This window comes from Melioribacter sulfuriphilus, assembly GCF_051488685.1.
Classification (GTDB): Bacteria; Bacteroidota; Ignavibacteria; order Ignavibacteriales; family Melioribacteraceae; genus Melioribacter.
This window is the reverse complement of sequence record NZ_JBPSEH010000008.1, coordinates 1-18,072: the sequence shown is the minus strand read 5'-3', so window position 1 is coordinate 18,072 and position 18,072 is coordinate 1. Positions and strand designations below refer to the sequence as shown.

The following is an 18,072-nucleotide window of genomic DNA, read 5'->3' as shown; positions in this document are numbered from 1 at the left end:
CTCCTTCGATTAATTGGATTCGAGTTCGACTTCTTCTGGTTTAATCCAGTCGTAGCCTTTTTCTTCGAGTAGCAGAGCAAGTTCTTTACCACCCGATTTTATTATTTTACCGTTATAAAGTACATGAACATAGTCGGGAACGATATAGTTAAGAAGTCTTTGATAGTGAGTAACCACAATAACTGCATTACGCTCGTTATGAAAAACGTTTACACCGTTTGAAACAATTTTAAGCGCATCGATATCGAGTCCCGAATCGGTTTCGTCGAGAATTGCAAGTTTAGGATCGAGCATCAAAAGTTGAAATATTTCGTTTCGCTTTTTTTCGCCGCCCGAAAATCCAACGTTAACTGAACGGCCGATCAAATTATCGTCCATGCCAAGAATTTTCGATTTTTCTTTCATTAAATCGAGGAATTCCTTTGGAGTTAGTTCCGGTAATCCGAGATGCTTCCTCTTTTCATTGAGGGCAGTTTTCAAAAATGTTGCGTTCGAAACACCAGGTATTTCAATTGGATATTGAAAAGCCAGGAAGACGCCCTCCTTTGCTCTTTCATCAGGTTCCATTTCTAGAAGGTTCTTGCCTTCGAAAATTATTTCACCCTCGGTTACTTCATAATTAGAATTACCGGCTAAGATATTGGCAAGTGTACTTTTACCTGAGCCATTCGGTCCCATTATCGCATGAACCTCGCCGGCTTTGATTTCGAGGTCAATTCCTTTTAGAATTTCTTTTCCTTCGACTGTAGCATGTAAGTTTTTAATTGTTAGCATTTTATATCCTTTATTTCCTGTTTACGTTAATAACTGATTTTATCCTACGCTACCTTCCAACGAGATGGCAAGCAATTTTTGAGCTTCGACGGCAAATTCCATCGGCAGCTCGTTAAAAACCTCTTTACAGAATCCGTTAACGATCATATTAATTGCGTCTTCGGTAGCAATTCCTCTTTGATTCAAATAAAAAATCTGATCTTCGCCCACTTTTGAAGTGGTGGCTTCATGTTCAACACGTGCCGTATCGTTTTCAACTTCAATGTAAGGGAATGTATGAGCGCCGCATTTATCGCCCATCAACATCGAATCGCACTGCGTAAAATTGCGGGCATTCAAAGCTTTTTTACCGACTTTCACCAGACCCCTGTAAGAATTGTTGCTTCGACCGGCAGATATACCCTTTGAAATAATTGTACTGCGAGTATTCTTTCCCAAGTGAATCATTTTGGTGCCGGTGTCAGCCTGCTGAAAATTATTAGTTACAGCGACTGAATAAAATTCGCCGACCGAATTGTCGCCCTGTAAAATACAGCTGGGGTATTTCCAGGTTATTGCAGAACCGGTTTCTACCTGCGTCCAGGAAATTTTCGAATTCACTCCACGACAGGCCCCACGCTTTGTAACAAAATTGTAGATGCCGCCTTTACCTTCTTTATCACCAGGATACCAGTTCTGAACAGTCGAATATTTAATTTCTGCATTGTCGAGTGCAATCAATTCGACAACGGCTGCATGCAATTGATTGTTATCCCTTATTGGTGCAGTACAACCTTCAAGATAGCTAACGTACGAACCTTCGTCGGCAATTATTAAAGTGCGCTCGAACTGGCCGGTTTCCTGAGCATTTATTCTAAAATAAGTTGATAACTCCATCGGGCAACGGACTCCTTTAGGAATGTAGACAAAAGAGCCGTCGCTGAAAACAGCCGAGTTTAAAGCCGCATAAAAATTGTCCGTGTATGGCACTACAGAGCCGAGATATTTTTTCACTAAATCGGGATGCTCTTTTATTGCCTCTGAAATCGAACAAAAAATAATTCCTTTTTCTTTCAAAGTTTCCTTAAATGTAGTTGCCACAGATACCGAATCAAAAACAGCATCGACTGCCACGCCAGCAAGGGCTTTCTGCTCTTCCAGAGGAATACCGAGCTTTTCGAATGTCTTGAGCAATTCAGGATCGACTTCGTCGAGACTATTATATTGCGGTTTTTTCTTTGGAGCGGCATAGTAACTTATATCCTGAAAATCGACGGGGTCGTACTTAACGTTTGGCCATTTGGGCTCTTCCATTTTAAGCCAATAACGATATGCTTTCAAGCGCCATTCGGTCATCCATTCGGGTTCGCCTTTTTTTTCAGAAATCAGCCTGATAATATCTTCGTTCAGGCCTTTGGGCACCACCTCCGATTCGATTTCGGAAACGAATCCCCATTTATATTCTTCATTTGTAAGGTTTTCAATTACTTTCATATCCTCAGATAATTCTTCAGCAGCACCTAAGTTCTTTTTTTCTTCATTACTCATAATTTTACCTTTATTATTAAATTGTTATGCAAAACATATTCAATCTTGATAAAATTGTCAAGATTCAGAAACAAAAACAGATTTTATTATTATAGAGTTCACTATTATTTTAACCGATGGGAAAAAATAAGATGAGGAAAATATGAAAACGAGAATCGAGATAGTTGAAGGTGACATCACAAAACTTAAAGTGGATGCTATCGTAAACGCAGCAAACAAAACATTGCTTGGCGGAGGCGGAGTCGACGGAGCAATTCATCGCGCAGCAGGTCCAGAACTACTGGAAGAATGCAGAAAACTCGGTGGATGTGAGACCGGCCAGGCCAAAATTACAAAAGGCTATAATTTACCGTCAAAGTTTGTTATTCATACAGTTGGACCTGTCTGGTCAGGGGGCAATCATAATGAAGATAAACTTTTGAGCGAATGCTATCTGAATTCACTGCAACTGGCTGCAGAAAATAAAATCAAATCAATTGCATTTCCATCGATCAGTACGGGAGCTTATCGATTCCCATTTGAACGGGCTACCAGAATTGCTCTTAAAACTACTCTCGATTTTTTGAATCGGAACCTATTGCCAGAAAAAGTGATATTCTGCTGTTTCGGCAAGGAGGCGTACGATAAATATCTAAAAATATTTAACGAATTATGCGAGAAATAAAAGAGCAACGCCCGCAACTGCTATAATTGCACCAATTACAGAGTAGAGAGGAATTTTCTCTTTATAAAAGTATCTAACCATCGGTAGCATTATAATAGGAGGCATTGCCATTAAAGTGGAAGCTATACCCACCTTTGTATTTGAGATAGCAATTAAACTAAATGTAATTCCAAAATATGGGCCGACAACCGAACCCGCCAGCATATAGAGGAAAGCCTTTTTGTTGTCAACAAATTTATAAAAAGGATTAGGATTACGATTAACTATAACAAAAACGGGATAGATAAAAATAATTGATGCGGCAATGCGTACCGATGTTGCCACAAAGCCATTTAAATCGGCTTCATTAAATGCAAGCTTGGCAAAAATCAACCCACCAGCCTGTCCCACAGCCCCCATAAAAGCATAAAAGATTCCTCTGTAGTCGGGTTTAAATTTATTATCTTTCCGCTGCAGTACAACAATTGCAATTCCTGTTATAGTAACAATCATACCTAAAACTTGCACAGGAAGAATTATTTCTCCCAGAAAAATATAAGCCATAATAGCAGAGAGTGCCGGTACAAGCGCCATTATAAGCATGCTGACCCGCGCTCCGATATACTGAAAAGCCTTGAATAAAAACGTATCCCCTATTACCAGACCAATAAATCCGCTCATGCCAAGATTAAAAATTTGATTTGTGCTCATTTTTATATCAAAACCAAGGACGACAATCGTAATGACGAGCAATAAAAAGGCGATGACGAGTCGTGAAATATTCACATGAAATGACCCAACTCGCACAGAAGCTTCAGTAAATGCAATTGAAGTTCCCGACCATAACAATGCAGTAATAATTGCTGCTAATTCACCCAGCATTCTGCCTCTCCTCAGTTATTTTTTCAAATCGTTTGCTCAAAAGCTCCCAAACATAATCCGTCTCTAAGGCTTCCATTGCACGCCTTTCGTCTTCGTCGGAATAACTATCGAGCACCAACGGCGATTTAATATTAAGATGGAGCTCGCCATAAGCTCCCCAATCAAGTGGGTCGGACGATGCCAGCAATGCAACTACCGGCGTACCTGCAGCCACAGCTACATTCATTGGTCCAGTGCAGTTCGAAAAAAAGAGTGTCGATTTTTTAATTACAGCTGCAAGTTTACCAATCGTATCCGTTGCTTTAGAAATGACAGCTCCGTTTCCAATTTTTTCCGCCACAAATTGAACAAGCTCTTCTTCCCCTTTTCCCCAGGTTAAAAGCACTTTGCCATTGTAATTTTTTATAAACCGCTTCCCGATTTCTGCAAATCGTTCTGGCAACCAGGCTCTTACGGGACGGCTCGCTCCGGGATGAATACAAAGTACTGGTTTTCCCTTTTCAAAAAAATCTTCGAAAATTCTGCTGGCAAATTCCTCTTCTTCTTTCGTTATTGCCACAACTGGTTTGTCGATAATTGTTTTGCATCCCGCAGCTTTGACAATATCCAGATTGCGATGAATTTCGTGATAGCGCCCTTTGGGATGAGGAATAAAATTGGTGTAGACATTTTTCATCCTTTCGGGACCGCTTCCCGCTCTTTTAATTGCACCGCTCAAATATGTAATCAATGCCGCTCGCTCGGATGTCCAGCGTAGATTCAATGCGAGATCATACTTCCTTCTTCTCAATTTCAATATGGTAGCAATTTGTCTTAGCAGCGAATCTTTTACTTTGTTTTTGTGAGTATTTACGATTATATGGTCGTCGATAATAAAACCCGCCGGTAAAATTTGTGTCATCAACTTATTTGTCAAAAGCGTAATCCTTGCGTCGGGGTAACTCTCTCTAACCGAACGAATTGCAGGAGTAGAAGCAATTAGATCGCCGAGTGCGCCCCATTTGATTATCAATATGTTCACAATTTTTCTCCGATCAATTCAACTATCCTATCGAAAACTGTTTTAAAATTAATGCCGCCAAGATAAGATTTTTCACCGTCATTAATTCTTTTACCGGCAATAAAATTGTGATTAACATCGTCATAAAAATTCCAGTAATCGAGATTATCTTCTGGAAGGAGTGCCAGCACTTTTGTACCGAGGGCAAATCCGAGATGCCGTGTTCCTGTATCGTTATCAAGTAATAGTGCAGATTTTTTAATAAGCGCTCCGCTTTTTGATATGCTCTCGGATCTGTAGACCACCAGCTTTTCATTATCAAACTTTTCCGAAATTTTATTACAATATTCCTCGTCCTGTGGACCGGCGAGAATTAGTATTTTCCGATTTAACTTTGTCAATAGCATTTCAATCAGTTTAATATAATTTTCAATGTGCCATACCTTACTTTTTTCGCTTGCACCGGGATGAATTGTGATAAACTCGCCATCCATAAGATTATTTTCATCGATGAATTTTTTAGCCCATATAACGTCTTCATCACGTATGAAAAATTCCGTTCTATTCGACTTGACTTTTTTATTGCCGTGCTCAACAATTCGATTATAGTATTCGATATATTTTACCGAATCCTCGTCGACGTCGATTTTTTTGTTAATTAGAAACGCAAAGTTTTGTTTCTTTGGTCCAATTCTTAAGGGGGCACCAGAAAAATAAGCCCACAATGCAATTCGATCGCCAGGATGGAGCATTATGAAAACATCAGGCTTTTCTTTTCTAAGTTTCTTGATGAAGTCAATTCCTTTTTTCAAATCGCGCAAACTTTTTTTATGCTTCAAACTGGCGTCGAATGGAATTATTTTATCGATATAAGGAAAATTTTCAAATGCCTCTTTGTATTCTTTTCTTGCAACGAGAATTAACTCCGAGTCTGGATATTCTTCTTTTAGGAATCTGATGGCTGGAGTGGATACGATTAAATCGCCGAGAAATTTTGTATTGACGACAATTATTTTCAAACGGCGATTCATCGGTGTAAAAGGTGGGACTGCTCCCTGCAAAAGAGAGCAGTCCGTAAAAATAAATTACTCTGCAGTATAATTAATTGCTGCGATACCGGGGAAAATTGCTGTGGTATCGAGTTCTTCTTCAATTCTGAGAAGTTGATTATATTTTGCAATTCTATCGGTTCTGCTTGCCGAGCCGGTTTTAATTTGTCCAGCGTTTGTAGCCACTGCAATATCAGCAATCGTAGTATCTTCGGTTTCGCCCGAGCGATGGCTAATTACTGCTGTATATCCAGCTTTCTTTGCCATTTCGATAGCTTCGAGAGTTTCTGTTAATGTACCAATTTGATTTACTTTAATTAGGATTGAATTTGCAACTCCCTTTTCAATTCCTTTTGCGAGGAATTCAGTATTAGTAACGAAAACGTCGTCTCCAACGAGCTGGATTTTATCGCCCAATTTATCCGTCATCAATTTCCAGCCATCCCAGTCGAATTCGCCCATGCCGTCTTCGATTGAAATAATTGGATATTTGCTTACCCAGTCAGCCCAATAGTCAACCATTTTTTCTGGAGAGATGTAAGATTTATCTGACTTAAAGAAATAATAAGCTTTTTTGTCGTTGTCCCACATTTCACTTGCTGCAGGGTCAAGAGCAATAAAGATATCCTTGCCAGCTTTGTATCCTGCTTTTTCAATTGCTTCGAGAATTACTTCGATAGCTTCTTCGTTCGATTTTAAATTGGGAGCGAAACCACCTTCGTCACCAACGGCAGTGTTATAACCTTTTGCTTTAAGAACTGATTTGAGGCTATGGAATGTTTCGGCGCCCATTCGAAGAGCTTCGGCAAATGTGGGAGCTCCAACGGGCATTACCATAAATTCCTGAAAATCGACGTTATTGTCGGCATGTTTTCCGCCGTTAAGAATGTTCATCATTGGAACGGGAAGAGTGCGAGCGTTAGTTCCACCGATGTAACGATAGAGAGGCAGTCCAAGAGCTTCGGCGGCTGCTTTGGCGCAAGCCAGCGAAACGCCTAAAATTGCATTTGCACCGAGTTCAGATTTTGTTGGAGTGCCGTCGAGTTCACACAAAAAATTGTCAATTGCAACCTGTTCAACTGCATCCCAGTCAATCAATTCGTCGGCAATTCTGTTGTTAATATTTTCGACAGCTTTTTTAACGCCCTTTCCTGAATAACGCGACTTGTCGCCATCACGCAGTTCAACAGCTTCATTTTCGCCTGTCGATGCACCACTTGGAACTGCAGCGCGCCCTACCACACCACATTCGAGCGCTACTTCTACTTCTACTGTGGGATTTCCTCTTGAATCAAGAATTTCACGTCCCCAAACATCAACTATGTTTGTCATCTTTTTCTCCTGATAAATTGATGGATAATATGGTTACAAAAATAATTAAAACAGACATCTAAATTCAATTTCTTTGAAAAAGCCAGGCAATAATTTTATATTTATTAGCAAAATTTTAACATACTTCTTAAAAAATGCGCCCGTAGCTCAATGGATAGAGCACGTGACTTCGGATCACGCGGTTGAGGGTTCGAATCCTTCCGGGCGTACAAAATTTTTAATCTTCAGTATTCTTAAAATCCAGAATTCACTTTACCTAAAAAGAGAGTAGAACAAAGTAAAGCTTTACCTCCAGAGGTTCAGAAAATACATAATAGAAAACAAGTGAGTTTTCAATCATCGTCCGGGAAATAATATTAGATGATTAATCGAAAATCTTTAATCAAATATCTGGTAAAAGATTATTTTATAAACTATTGCTGCGGAATGTAAAAAAATATAACTGATAAGCTTTAAGCACCAATCAATCTGATAACTTCTTTGACAGGAACATCTTTATTTGCGAGCAAAATTTCTAAAATATCTTTTGTAACTCAAAGTATTCTTCATCAATAATATTAGTGACATAACGGTGTTTTTTAAGTCGCTGTCCAACAGAGCAAGGCAGCTTTGAAAACCAGAACCAATAATTTATTAATTACTTTGTTTACTTAATTACATTCAAAAAACAATTAATTTTTACAACGCTATTTTATAATCTTACAAATGCCGAATAGTTTAAAGCGGTCGGCTTGTAAAACTTGTTATACTTACGTTATTCAAAACAGAAGGCAGAACCTTAATTATTCTGCCTTCATAAAACTATAGATCATTTCATCAACAATATCTTCTTATAGAGCTTCTGATTATTGAAGTTAATGCTGTAGAAATAAATTCCGCTTGATACATCTCTTGCATTCCATATTACACTGTGTTTGCCAGATGTATTATAGCCATCATATAATGTTGTTACCTCTCTCCCCAATATATCAATTATCTTTATGCTTACTTTGCCGTCCACTGGCAACGTATAGCTAATTGTCGTTGTCGGATTAAATGGATTCGGGTAATTACTTGTTGTCAAAACGAATTCTTCATGTTTTGTCGATTCATTATCATTTACCATTTTTTCATTTAGAGAAGCATCATACTGATTACCTAGAAGTATTTCACTATCGGTTAGCAACTCATCTTTAGGATATTTTTGTTTTAGTTCTTCGTAATAATTTGAAGCTGATTTTGTGTCACCAAGACAGTTAACATACAATGAAATAAGTCCATATAACGCACTCTTTTCAATCTCTGAATTTATTCTGAATTCATTTTTAATTTTCTTCATATTATCTGCTACTTTTTCGTATTCTCTGTATGTAAGTAATTCGCGGTTTATTAAATCGAGTGCCATCACTGAAATTTCATCTTTCTTTAAGCTTTTGTAAGAATCAGATATACCAGCTAAGTATTTATCAATTCCATTTCTGTTCAGCTTAAAGAAACAATCACCTAATCTTACAAAAGCATATCTGCCTTTTGCAGTATTTAATTCTTTCTTGAATACTTTCTCATAAATATCAAATGCAGATTGATATTCATGTTTGCTTTCATATTGCAATGCCGTCTTTATGTCTTCATCATCAAATAACGAATTGGAAGACAAATCGCTTGAAGTACTAGAAGTAGCCCCGCTTGCTATCTTCAATGCTATCGGCATTGCTGTTGAAGTATAAGGATTCGGCTCTCTTATTGATAAACTTGGAGGACTTGTTAAATACGGTGTATAATCAATACTGCTATTTGAAACAGCATTAAATTTATTAGAAGGAGGACTTGCTGTTCCCCACCAGTTATTTTCTGCCATAATATTTGTATACCAAGCCGCTTCTACATTGTATGTTGAAGCACTATCGATGTAGTTGTAGCCCCAAGGGTAACCGTTTTGCCCTACAAGGGGAGATGAGTAATACCACCCATAAATTGCCGTACTTGTTCTTACTATTTTATTATGACCTTCGCTAAAAGCGTTCTCCGAAAAATTCGGTGAACTATAACGGTAATTATTTATACCGGTAGTAAAATATCTTATGGTATTTTTCGCAATATATGGTGAGGAATATTCTTCGCATCTAATGCCGTTGTAACCGTAACTGCCTGAACTTCCTTGGATTGTATTGCGCAGCAGACTTGGGGAAGTATTATAAAGATAGATACCAATATTTGTAATATTGTTCAAGTTATTGTATTGAATAGTGGGAGAACTGCTGTTGCATTGGATACCTATCGTAGCGTTATTAATATTACAATACTGAACGTTACCACTTGAACCGGAATTGAATTGTATACCATCCCAGGTTCCAGACGCTCCTATTCGGTCAAACGTTATTCTGTTTGCTGAATTACCCACGGCACTTAACGTCCCGTTTATAATAAGTTTTGTGCCTGAAGCAAAATATAACTTTGAACCCGCTTCTATTGTTAATGTTGCCCCAGAATTTACTGTAACATTCTGATCAAAATAGTAATTACCTTTCTTGAGTGTAGCATTTTCAGTAACAATATTTGCATTAGCCCCTATGCTGAAATCAGCTTTTACCACTCCACTTTCAATTCGTAGGTTTGTCATCTTAAGATCTGAACCAACGGTGCGACTATAATTTTCACTACTGTTGTTCAAGACACCGTTGCTGTTGGGGTTTGTATAAAAAGCTAAGATTTTAGGATTAGCTGGATTGTAAAAACATGAAGCGCTTCCAATGCGGTAGTCTGCATATACAGGTTCGGCTGTCCACCAATGAATCGATGGTGTCCATCTGAATTTTATATATGAATAACGCACTTCTAAACTATCTAACCCTTTAATTGGATCGGGTATACCAGTATTTACTGCTTCTGTTAAAGAAATGTTTACACTATCTAATGTCGCATTAGATAAATCCCATTCCCATTTACCGTGTGCTGAAACTATATCTATCGGCATATGATATTTATTACTGTAGCTGCCGTTTGGTGAATTATGCCAAATCATTACTCCTCTTTTATTATCCTGAGCGTCTCTTGGTATAGGCCATGCGCCTTCCCAATAGTTATCCACTGATGGAGTATGATATGTTAAATAGAATTTCTGATTCGATGCTGCAGCGCTATACACCGGCAAATCATATTTATAAATCAAACCGGTGTTTTGGAGATCAGTAAACGTTTTTGTACCCGAAGTTAATGTTGTCGTAGTCAGCCACTGATTTTGTATCCTGAACTGTGGATTATAAGGTGAAGGTCGTCCGTTAAATCCTATTGCTTGCGACATAGCGCAGAAATGCCCCAAACTGTAATGGGCATAATATGTTCCTCCCGAATGATCCATATCGGGCAGAGAAAAAAGAGCATGACCGAGTTCGTGGACACTTACGGCTATTACCCTATTTGCATCAGCATTTGTATTTCTCTGGATTATCGCTTTGCTGCTTGAATACAAATATCCTCTGCCGTCAATTCTGATATTTCCCCCGCCGGAATATGGGTCGTTGGTTGTGTAATATGAATTGATGCTTAATCCTACCGTTCCGTTTGCATATCCTGATGCAAACTTAATTACAAAAAATGCAAGGAAGTCAACAATGCCGTCGTTGTTAGAATCGAAGTTGGCAAAGTTATAATCGGCATCGGCTTTTGCCAGCACATTTCTAACCATCCACGGCGGGGTAACAAAGTTTGTATCGGTCGGCGGCTTGGGTACAAGCATACCAGGTAGTTCATACGCGAATGCTTTGTTGTTTCCCGTATCAACACTGTCAACCAATACATCAATTACATTCACGTCGTAATTGCCGTTTGTTGTTTTGTCAAAAAAATCTGGTATTCTGTCCTTAAGTTGATTAACAAAATTAGTTAGTGATATTTCTCTATTCTGCCCTTGCTCAACACAAAGAAGAATAGCAAGATTTGTTGTACCGGTTGTTAGAGTAAGAACTGAGTTCGTTTTTTGAAGCTGAATTCCCTCGCTGCTTACATAGCAGTGGAATTCCTCATAACCGGACTGCCCGTAAAGGGCGAAAAGCGGGAGCAGTGATAACAGCAAAATACATCTTGAGAATCTCATAAAGCACCTCATAGTTTAATTTTTACTTTAGATAAGTTAGTTTTTTAACGGAGAAACCGGAGGATGTATTTAATACTACAAGATATATTCCGCTTGAAAGTCCGGATGCATTGAAAGTTGTTTTGTGTTTGCCGGCTTGTTTTATGCCGTTAAATAATTCCTTTACCTTTCTTCCCAGAGTATCATATATAGTTATACTTATTTTACTTTCTCTATTTAATTCATATTCTATTGTCGTTGTTGGATTAAACGGATTTGGATACGGGGGATACAGTTGGAAATTTGACGGAAGCGTAGACGATTCATTGTTCACAGAAACCGGGATACCGTTTTCATCAATGAGCATGTGAGAAACGTAAACTGTCTGCTGACCATGATATGTTGCAACAAAAAAAAGTGTTTTGCCATCAGCAGTTATTGTTGGGTATGCTTGTCCTCGTTTAGAATATTCTCTATTAAAATAAAGTGTGTCTGCCTGGTAACTGATATTGAGTACATATGGGCGAGTATAATCTGTTGAATTTGTCTTTTTATAGCAAACTACTAAATCCTCCTTCACATAGTATCTGCCGTCAAGTGTCGTATCGGGCTGTGTAGTTAAATAATATACTTTCGATAAATCCTGAGTGGTGGTAATACCATAAGCTGATACAAAATTTAATCCTTCCTCACCAGGAAACCCTTTTACATTATTATATTGTTTTGTCTCTTTATTGTAATAAGCAATATAAACAGGGTCAGGTCTGTTAAATATTATTGTTGTATCATCGGGTGCAGTAGCGCCTGATATTCCATAATAGGGAATATTTACTTCAGGCCCGCAGTTTATCGGTTCTCCCCAATCGTTTTTAACACTATCCCAATCGCTGTAATACATGTGCCATAACGAGCCCATCAACCACGTGTAAAACAATCTTTTACTGCTTGGTGTTATTGCGGGCGTTTGTACAAAGTAATCTATATTTATATGAGAGCCCAACTTATATGGTGTTGTCCATCCGGTATCACTCAGTTCTGTTACCGCTATTCCCGCAACTGAAATATATAATGTTTTTCCATCGGCGCTTACCGAAATACCGTCAACACTTCCCGCCCAATTGCTTATGGCTTTTATTTCTTCGGGCTTACTCCATATTTCCGCTGCATGGGGATACTTTTCTCGTGTCTGGGCTAAAAGCATTAAAGGAAGTACAAGTAATATTATTATTCGTTTCATAGCAATCTCTCTTTAAAAGTAATTGAAGAATAGTATAAAGAATTTTTTTCAAATTACATTTATTATGATAATAGAAAAATCCTAAGAAACAGTACAGAAATTTATAGCTGTGATTTGTATTAAGTAAGTATAACGGCGTGGCGGGTAACTTGCCGCCTCGCACTACAATGTTTATTTATTTGAAAATAATTATAATTACAAAACAACTACACTTATGGAACTACTATTAAAAGCAATGCATTCTAAATAGAACAAACTTTATAATAAAATAATGTTGTAATGAAAAAGCGGTCAATGTTGACCCGCTTGTTATACTTACGCCCTTAAAAACAAAAGACGGAAATAAAATAATTATGTCCTTATTTGATCATTAACATTTTACATGTTTGTCGAAATTTACCAGCAGTAAAAGTATAAAAATAAACTCCACTTGAAAGTTTAGAACCGTCAAAACTAACAGAATAATTCCCAGGTGATTTCATTCCATCAACAAGTGTAAATATTTCACAACCAAGCAAATCATATACTTTCAGAGAAATGTGCTCGGTAAGAGGAACGGAGTATTTTATTGTTGTTATTGGGTTGAATGGATTAGGGTAGTTTTGATAAAGTGTGTATTTATCGGGTAATGTTCCATAATCATTTATTCCGGTAGTAATATTGAAAATATAACATTTGTTTGTCGGCCAAGAATATGGCATTCCATCAGAAGAAATTTCAAATTCTTCCCCACCAATTAAGACAATACTTCCATCTCCACGTTGTAAAGAATTCTTAGTGTAGATTAGTTTTATTGGGAAAATACCTTTTGAGATCGGTTTCATACTAGTCAAGTCGTAGTATTCCCACGTATCTTCGTATGAGCTTTGCATTATGGCGCCGCCAAAGATTAAAAGTCTGTTGGAATCTGGTAGTAAATAAATCTGGTGTCCTCCACGGAAATCAAGCATATCGTCAACGTATGTCCATTTTTCAGTTGTAACATCATAAACTTCGCAACTTTTTTTCCAAGGAATGATATTAACTCCTATTGAATCACCGCCGCTAATAAAAACATTACCATTTGGTAATAAAATTGATGACAATGAAGATCTCGGTTCATTCATCGAAGCAGTAATTATCCAGGTATTCTCAATAGGATCATATATTTCACAGGAACGCATTTCTTCACTTACTCCACCCATAACTAAAACTCTGCCATCGTTTAATAATGCCGACGAATGCATCCATCGTGGAATATTTAAATTTGCAACGGAGCTCCATTTTTCAGTAACTGGATCATAAATGTCACATTCAGGAAGTATCTTCGTCACTAATATCGAATCTCCAATTGCTCCACTATTTCCACCGCTTACAAGTATTCTCCCGTCTTTCAATTCAGTTACAGTTTGCCCGAGTAACCGGTAATTTGGGACAGAATCAGTCATTACCCATGTTTCTGTATTTGGATCGAATAATTCACAACTTCTTTCCTTATAACCGCCAACAGCTAAAACTTTGCCGCTTTCTAACAAGATTAAATTGTGACTTACACGAGGCACATTCATAGAATGTGTGAATCTCCATTTACCTGTACTAACCTCATATACTTCGGCACTTGACTTTATGCTATTTTCATAGCCCCCTTCGCCGCCACTAACAAGTATATTTCCGTTAGACAAAACAACCATTGCATGACCTATTCTTGCTTCCTTTAACGAATTGATTTGTATAAAATTCTGGGCTAATGTTATACATGAAAAAAGATTAAATAATAGTAATAAATAATTAATTCTCATTTTTAATCTCCCGTTTTTTAGCTTAGCGTTAAAGAATGGGAAGACAGCGCGTTATGACTGTCTTCCCCGACAAAGCAATGTAACTTCATCAACAACATCTTACGGGAGACAATACCCATATTTGTACTTAACTGATAAATATACAAACCACTTGATAAATTATTTCCGTCAAAATTAAAGCTATAATTTCCTTCTGAAAGTAAGTCATTTACTAGTACTTTTACTTCTTTTCCCAAGATATCAAATACCTTTAAGGATGTAAAACTCTTTTGGGGAAGTGAAAAAGAAATGCTTGTGTTTGGATTAAACGGATTTGGATAATTCTGATCAAGGGCAAATACAAAATTTTCTATTGCCATTTTTTCTTTTTCATTTTTATCCGAAGCGACAATATTTGGGTCTGCCATAATCCCCGTGGTCTCAATCATATTACTATATACAGAATATTGTAAGGAACTATTCACTGCTTTTACTCTATACCTAACAGTTTTTGCCCAAATAGGTTTTGTATAATCAACCACATAATCGATAAACGTTGTTGTTGGATGACTTACGTAACCTGCAGAACTCCAAGTTCCGCTTTTATCATACTCGCGGTAAATTCTATAACCGCTTATATTTGATTCTGTGTTTGCGTCCCAACCGAGTGAAGGATGCTCAGAATTAGAATAAGTAAAATGAAGATTTTTAGGTTTCGCTGGGGCACCTGACGCAGCATTAACAGCATCTTCAGCATCAATCCTACCATAGCCGAGATAACGATTCCAACCATTTGTATCATATGAATACTGTCCAATTTTTTCTGAAGTTCTTTGTAATATATCATATATCTGATTAGGAGTTAATGAACTATTGACTGATAACATTAAACCTACTAAAGCACTGACAAAAGGAGCTGAGATAGATGTTCCAGCCCAAATATGGATATAGCCAGTTGAACTAACATCACTAAGTGCTCTATAATTTGAACCGGGTGCAGCAAAATCAATAAAAGCATTTGTTGGATCACTTATGGGGTTAGTGCCTGGGCTATAATTAAATCCAGTAATAAATTGCTCAACTCCACTTGTCAACTGTGTCCCACTAACGGCTATTACTTGTCCATCTGTTCCAAAATTATAAGCTGCAGGGTATCTTGTTCCAGGGATTGTCCATTCATCATTTCCAGCTGCCGCGACGCAAACGACTCCATTTTGTAAAGCATATTGAATGACGTTTGCAAGTTGAGAAGAATAACTCGATACCCAGCTAAAATTAATTACATCAGCTCCTCTATCATCTACTAACTCTTGTACCGACGCTACAGCGCTTGATGAACCCCAACGATAGTCGAGAAGTAAAGAGACATTCCAACCAAGACTTGCAATACCAAGATTATTATTTGTTGCAGCTCCGGCAACACCGGAAGTTACTATTCCATGACCTCCATAATTACTATTTAAATTGTTCCAAGCTACTTTACCAACCAAGTCTTCATGTACCGTACTTACACCTCCAAATTGATCATTCATACCAATTCTTATGTTTGAAGAACCGGTTGTCAAATTCCAAGCTTGTTCTGCTTTTATTGCATTGAATGACCATAAATAATCACCAGTATATTCTGGGTCATTTGGTGTTAATGTTAAATATGCAATTATAGGTCCCTCAGCATACTCAATATTGGAAAAAGATTTTATTAGTACGCAAACCGAATCTGTTGGTACAGGCTTATCAAATTGGATTTTATAAATTTGTGATAAATCAATTACTTTTATTCTTTGTTTTGTTCTTTTGTTAGTTTTTATACTATCACCCCATTCAGCATTAGGCACAACTTTAGTTATAGTAAATTCACCATATTTGCTTTCAAGATTATTTAACAATTCTTTGAAAGGAGTATTTGTTATATTTTCTTTTTTGAATGAAAATATACCCTTTGGTAGTTCTATAAGCTTATTCTTGTATTTAAATACAATCACACTAGCATACTGCTCACCTCGTGCGTTTTTGTAGATTGGCACCTCCGAATACATATTGGGGGAAGTAACCTGAGTTAATTGAGCAAAACTTAGACAACTGGCAAATAGTATGATTAATGACGTCTTAATAATAGATTTCATTTTTTACTCCATTTGTTTTCAATAAATAAAATGTCTTCATTTCGTTGGAAAAAGTTCGCTCACTTTATTTTCAAGTGGAAATACCCTCTAAGTTTTGAAAATTGGCTTATCAGCCGTTTAGACAGTCATAGGGGATTCTCCTTTTTTATAGTTTATTAATCAGTTTATTTTACACGGCATACTATGTTGAACGAGGCTTTTTCAACAAAGCATTCATCTCATTATTCAATTTGTTTAGGAATAATTTGTATGCACAATGCAATTAATATTCATAAGTATAGTTTATGAATAAATTTGAAATTGTTTCAAATCCCATTTACATGATAACTTAAATAAAAAAAGAACAAGGCATAAATTCAGCAACACCAATGAAATTTTTAAGTAAGTATAACGGCGTGGTTTTTAAGCCGCCGCCTATAACAGCAATGCAACTTTGAAAACCAATGCCAATAATTTATTAATTACTTCGTTTACTTAACTACATTCAAAAAGCAACTTACTTTTACAACGCAACTTTATAATTATACTAATGCCGCTAACTTTAAAGCGGTCGGCTTGGAAAACTGGTTATATGGCATTATAAGATCATTTCTACTTTAATAATAATTAAAAGATTATCCCTATGATTAAATTATGCGTGTTAATTATCTTAGTATCATATTTATAGAAATATCTAATATCCAATCCTAATTTTGAAGAAATATTTAATTCAGTACCTAATCCAACAAGTATTCCAAACGAATTAGAGGGATTATCTTCAATATTTTTTATTTTATATTCATTTGGTATATCCTCCAATGATGGATAGGATATTGACACTGTAGGAGATTTAAAATATTTAGTATCAATGATAAAATTGTAACCAAGATTAAACAAAAAATATGGTGACAATGTGTTTTGCTTAAAAATATATTGTACTCCCAAATAAAGAGGAATTATATCATAGCTCTTTTCATTAACATTATATTGATGTGCATAATAGAATTGAATACCGTTAATCGTATTTATTGAATAAGATTTTACAGAATAGGAGTCACCGGCAAATGATTTTGAATATCCTAGCGCTAAATTCATATTAAAATTGTGTGTTAATTCTGGCTTAAGATCTAAAATAAAGGTGCCTCCAGTTTTAGAATCATTGCTAATATTAATTCCACCATAAATACCTACGGCCACATTTGAGAATAAAGAGGAGGAATTATTTCCTTGTGCTAAATAAATATTCATAGAAAAAACTACTAAAAAAAAGATTAATGTTTTCATGGACTATCACCTTTTGTTATTTAGAAACAACAAAAATGGATCCTGCATTTTATAACCATTATTTTTAATAATTGATTTGGAATTTTCCATTTCGACATACTTTCCAACTTCTTTTCCATTGATACGCATGTAATTAACGAGTAAAAAGGAACTACTATCACCTATCACAGAATAACCAATATGACCATAATATTTTGCATAATAAATTTCTGAAACCTCGGTGCCAGATGTACCTCTTGAAGATACAAGAGAAAATACGTCCTTAAATTTGCTAGCTGGTGTGTTCAAATCGACTAAATATTTTGCAGTCAAATAATCCATTGACGAATCTGGATTTAGAAATCCAACCGTTTGCATCCAAACATCTCCATCGTTCGGGGAAATTTTAGCTAATCGTTGTTCAGAATATGGATTCCCTTGGTAGGTTGATGTTT

Annotated in this window: 13 protein-coding genes and 1 tRNA gene; 2 read left to right on the top strand and 12 right to left on the bottom strand. The window is 36.7% G+C overall.

The features are described 5' to 3' along the window. Positions 1-9 precede the first annotated feature (9 nt). Positions 10-774 carry a Fe-S cluster assembly ATPase SufC gene (gene sufC / locus ACSSV9_RS11320; protein WP_437347369.1) on the bottom strand — a complete coding sequence of 255 codons (765 nt, stop codon included), beginning with the start codon at positions 772-774 and terminating at the stop codon, positions 10-12. A gap of 39 nt (positions 775-813) precedes the next feature. Further along, positions 814-2,247, bottom strand: a complete 1,434-nt coding sequence (gene sufB, locus ACSSV9_RS11315; protein ID WP_437347580.1) for a Fe-S cluster assembly protein SufB — start codon at positions 2,245-2,247, stop codon at positions 814-816. A gap of 196 nt (positions 2,248-2,443) precedes the next feature. Here sufB and ACSSV9_RS11310 point away from each other — a divergent pair, with 196 nt between their 5' ends. Then, on the top strand, positions 2,444-2,965 hold the full coding sequence (locus ACSSV9_RS11310; protein WP_437347368.1) for an O-acetyl-ADP-ribose deacetylase: 522 nt from the start codon (positions 2,444-2,446) through the stop codon (positions 2,963-2,965). Here the strand turns inward: ACSSV9_RS11310 and ACSSV9_RS11305 are convergent. From ACSSV9_RS11305 to eno, 4 genes are read right to left on the bottom strand one after another with little or no spacing between them, the layout of a single operon-like run. Continuing rightward, positions 2,951-3,826 (bottom strand): DMT family transporter, encoded by an 876-nt coding sequence (locus tag ACSSV9_RS11305; protein WP_437347367.1) that lies wholly within the window; start codon positions 3,824-3,826, stop codon positions 2,951-2,953. The genes ACSSV9_RS11310 and ACSSV9_RS11305 overlap by 15 nt on opposite strands. Beyond that, positions 3,816-4,847 carry a glycosyltransferase family 9 protein gene (locus ACSSV9_RS11300; protein WP_437347366.1) on the bottom strand — a complete coding sequence of 344 codons (1,032 nt, stop codon included), beginning with the start codon at positions 4,845-4,847 and terminating at the stop codon, positions 3,816-3,818. The genes ACSSV9_RS11305 and ACSSV9_RS11300 overlap by 11 nt, the downstream gene beginning before the upstream one ends. Next, a complete protein-coding gene (locus tag ACSSV9_RS11295; protein ID WP_437347365.1) occupies positions 4,844-5,887 on the bottom strand; it encodes a glycosyltransferase family 9 protein in 1,044 nt (347 codons plus the stop codon). The genes ACSSV9_RS11300 and ACSSV9_RS11295 overlap by 4 nt, the downstream gene beginning before the upstream one ends. Before the next feature lie 24 nt (positions 5,888-5,911). Next, positions 5,912-7,207, bottom strand: coding sequence for a phosphopyruvate hydratase (eno, locus tag ACSSV9_RS11290; protein ID WP_437347364.1), 1,296 nt, complete (start codon positions 7,205-7,207; stop codon positions 5,912-5,914). A gap of 136 nt (positions 7,208-7,343) precedes the next feature. Between eno and ACSSV9_RS11285 the strand changes: the two genes are divergently transcribed. Further along, positions 7,344-7,416 (top strand) — tRNA-Arg (locus tag ACSSV9_RS11285). 599 nt (positions 7,417-8,015) lie between these two features. Here ACSSV9_RS11285 and ACSSV9_RS11280 read toward each other — a convergent pair. From ACSSV9_RS11280 to ACSSV9_RS11255, 6 genes are all read right to left on the bottom strand, one after another. Further along, complete coding sequence (locus tag ACSSV9_RS11280) at positions 8,016-11,279, bottom strand: T9SS type A sorting domain-containing protein (RefSeq protein WP_437347363.1); 3,264 nt, start codon at positions 11,277-11,279, stop codon at positions 8,016-8,018. Between the two features lie 22 nt (positions 11,280-11,301). Beyond that, positions 11,302-12,495, bottom strand: coding sequence for a T9SS type A sorting domain-containing protein (locus tag ACSSV9_RS11275; RefSeq protein WP_437347362.1), 1,194 nt, complete (start codon positions 12,493-12,495; stop codon positions 11,302-11,304). Between the two features lie 359 nt (positions 12,496-12,854). After that, complete coding sequence (locus ACSSV9_RS11270; RefSeq protein WP_437347361.1) at positions 12,855-14,273, bottom strand: Kelch repeat-containing protein; 1,419 nt, start codon at positions 14,271-14,273, stop codon at positions 12,855-12,857. A gap of 17 nt (positions 14,274-14,290) precedes the next feature. After that, positions 14,291-16,375, bottom strand: a complete 2,085-nt coding sequence (locus ACSSV9_RS11265) for a S8 family serine peptidase (RefSeq protein WP_437347360.1) — start codon at positions 16,373-16,375, stop codon at positions 14,291-14,293. A 606-nt stretch (positions 16,376-16,981) separates the two neighbouring features. Then, positions 16,982-17,638: an outer membrane beta-barrel protein gene (locus ACSSV9_RS11260; protein WP_437347359.1), complete on the bottom strand. Its 657-nt coding sequence runs from the start codon at positions 17,636-17,638 to the stop codon at positions 16,982-16,984. Positions 17,639-17,644: 6 nt separating this feature from the next. Then, a partial coding sequence (locus ACSSV9_RS11255; RefSeq protein WP_437347358.1) for a hypothetical protein occupies positions 17,645-18,072 on the bottom strand: 428 nt, incomplete at its 5' end.

Excerpts from the sequence above, each read along its gene's own strand:
- sufB (WP_437347580.1), bottom strand. The coding sequence starts at position 2,247 with ATGAAAGTAATTGAAAACCTTACAAATGAAGAATATAAATGGGGATTC.
- ACSSV9_RS11280 (WP_437347363.1), bottom strand. The coding sequence starts at position 11,279 with ATGAGATTCTCAAGATGTATTTTGCTGTTATCACTGCTCCCGCTTTTC.
- ACSSV9_RS11265 (WP_437347360.1), bottom strand. The coding sequence starts at position 16,375 with ATGAAATCTATTATTAAGACGTCATTAATCATACTATTTGCCAGTTGT.
- sufC (WP_437347369.1), bottom strand. The coding sequence starts at position 774 with ATGCTAACAATTAAAAACTTACATGCTACAGTCGAAGGAAAAGAAATT.
- ACSSV9_RS11305 (WP_437347367.1), bottom strand. The coding sequence starts at position 3,826 with ATGCTGGGTGAATTAGCAGCAATTATTACTGCATTGTTATGGTCGGGA.
- ACSSV9_RS11270 (WP_437347361.1), bottom strand. The coding sequence starts at position 14,273 with ATGAGAATTAATTATTTATTACTATTATTTAATCTTTTTTCATGTATA.
- ACSSV9_RS11260 (WP_437347359.1), bottom strand. The coding sequence starts at position 17,638 with ATGAAAACATTAATCTTTTTTTTAGTAGTTTTTTCTATGAATATTTAT.
- ACSSV9_RS11275 (WP_437347362.1), bottom strand. The coding sequence starts at position 12,495 with ATGAAACGAATAATAATATTACTTGTACTTCCTTTAATGCTTTTAGCC.
- eno (WP_437347364.1), bottom strand. The coding sequence starts at position 7,207 with ATGACAAACATAGTTGATGTTTGGGGACGTGAAATTCTTGATTCAAGA.
- ACSSV9_RS11310 (WP_437347368.1), top strand. The coding sequence starts at position 2,444 with ATGAAAACGAGAATCGAGATAGTTGAAGGTGACATCACAAAACTTAAA.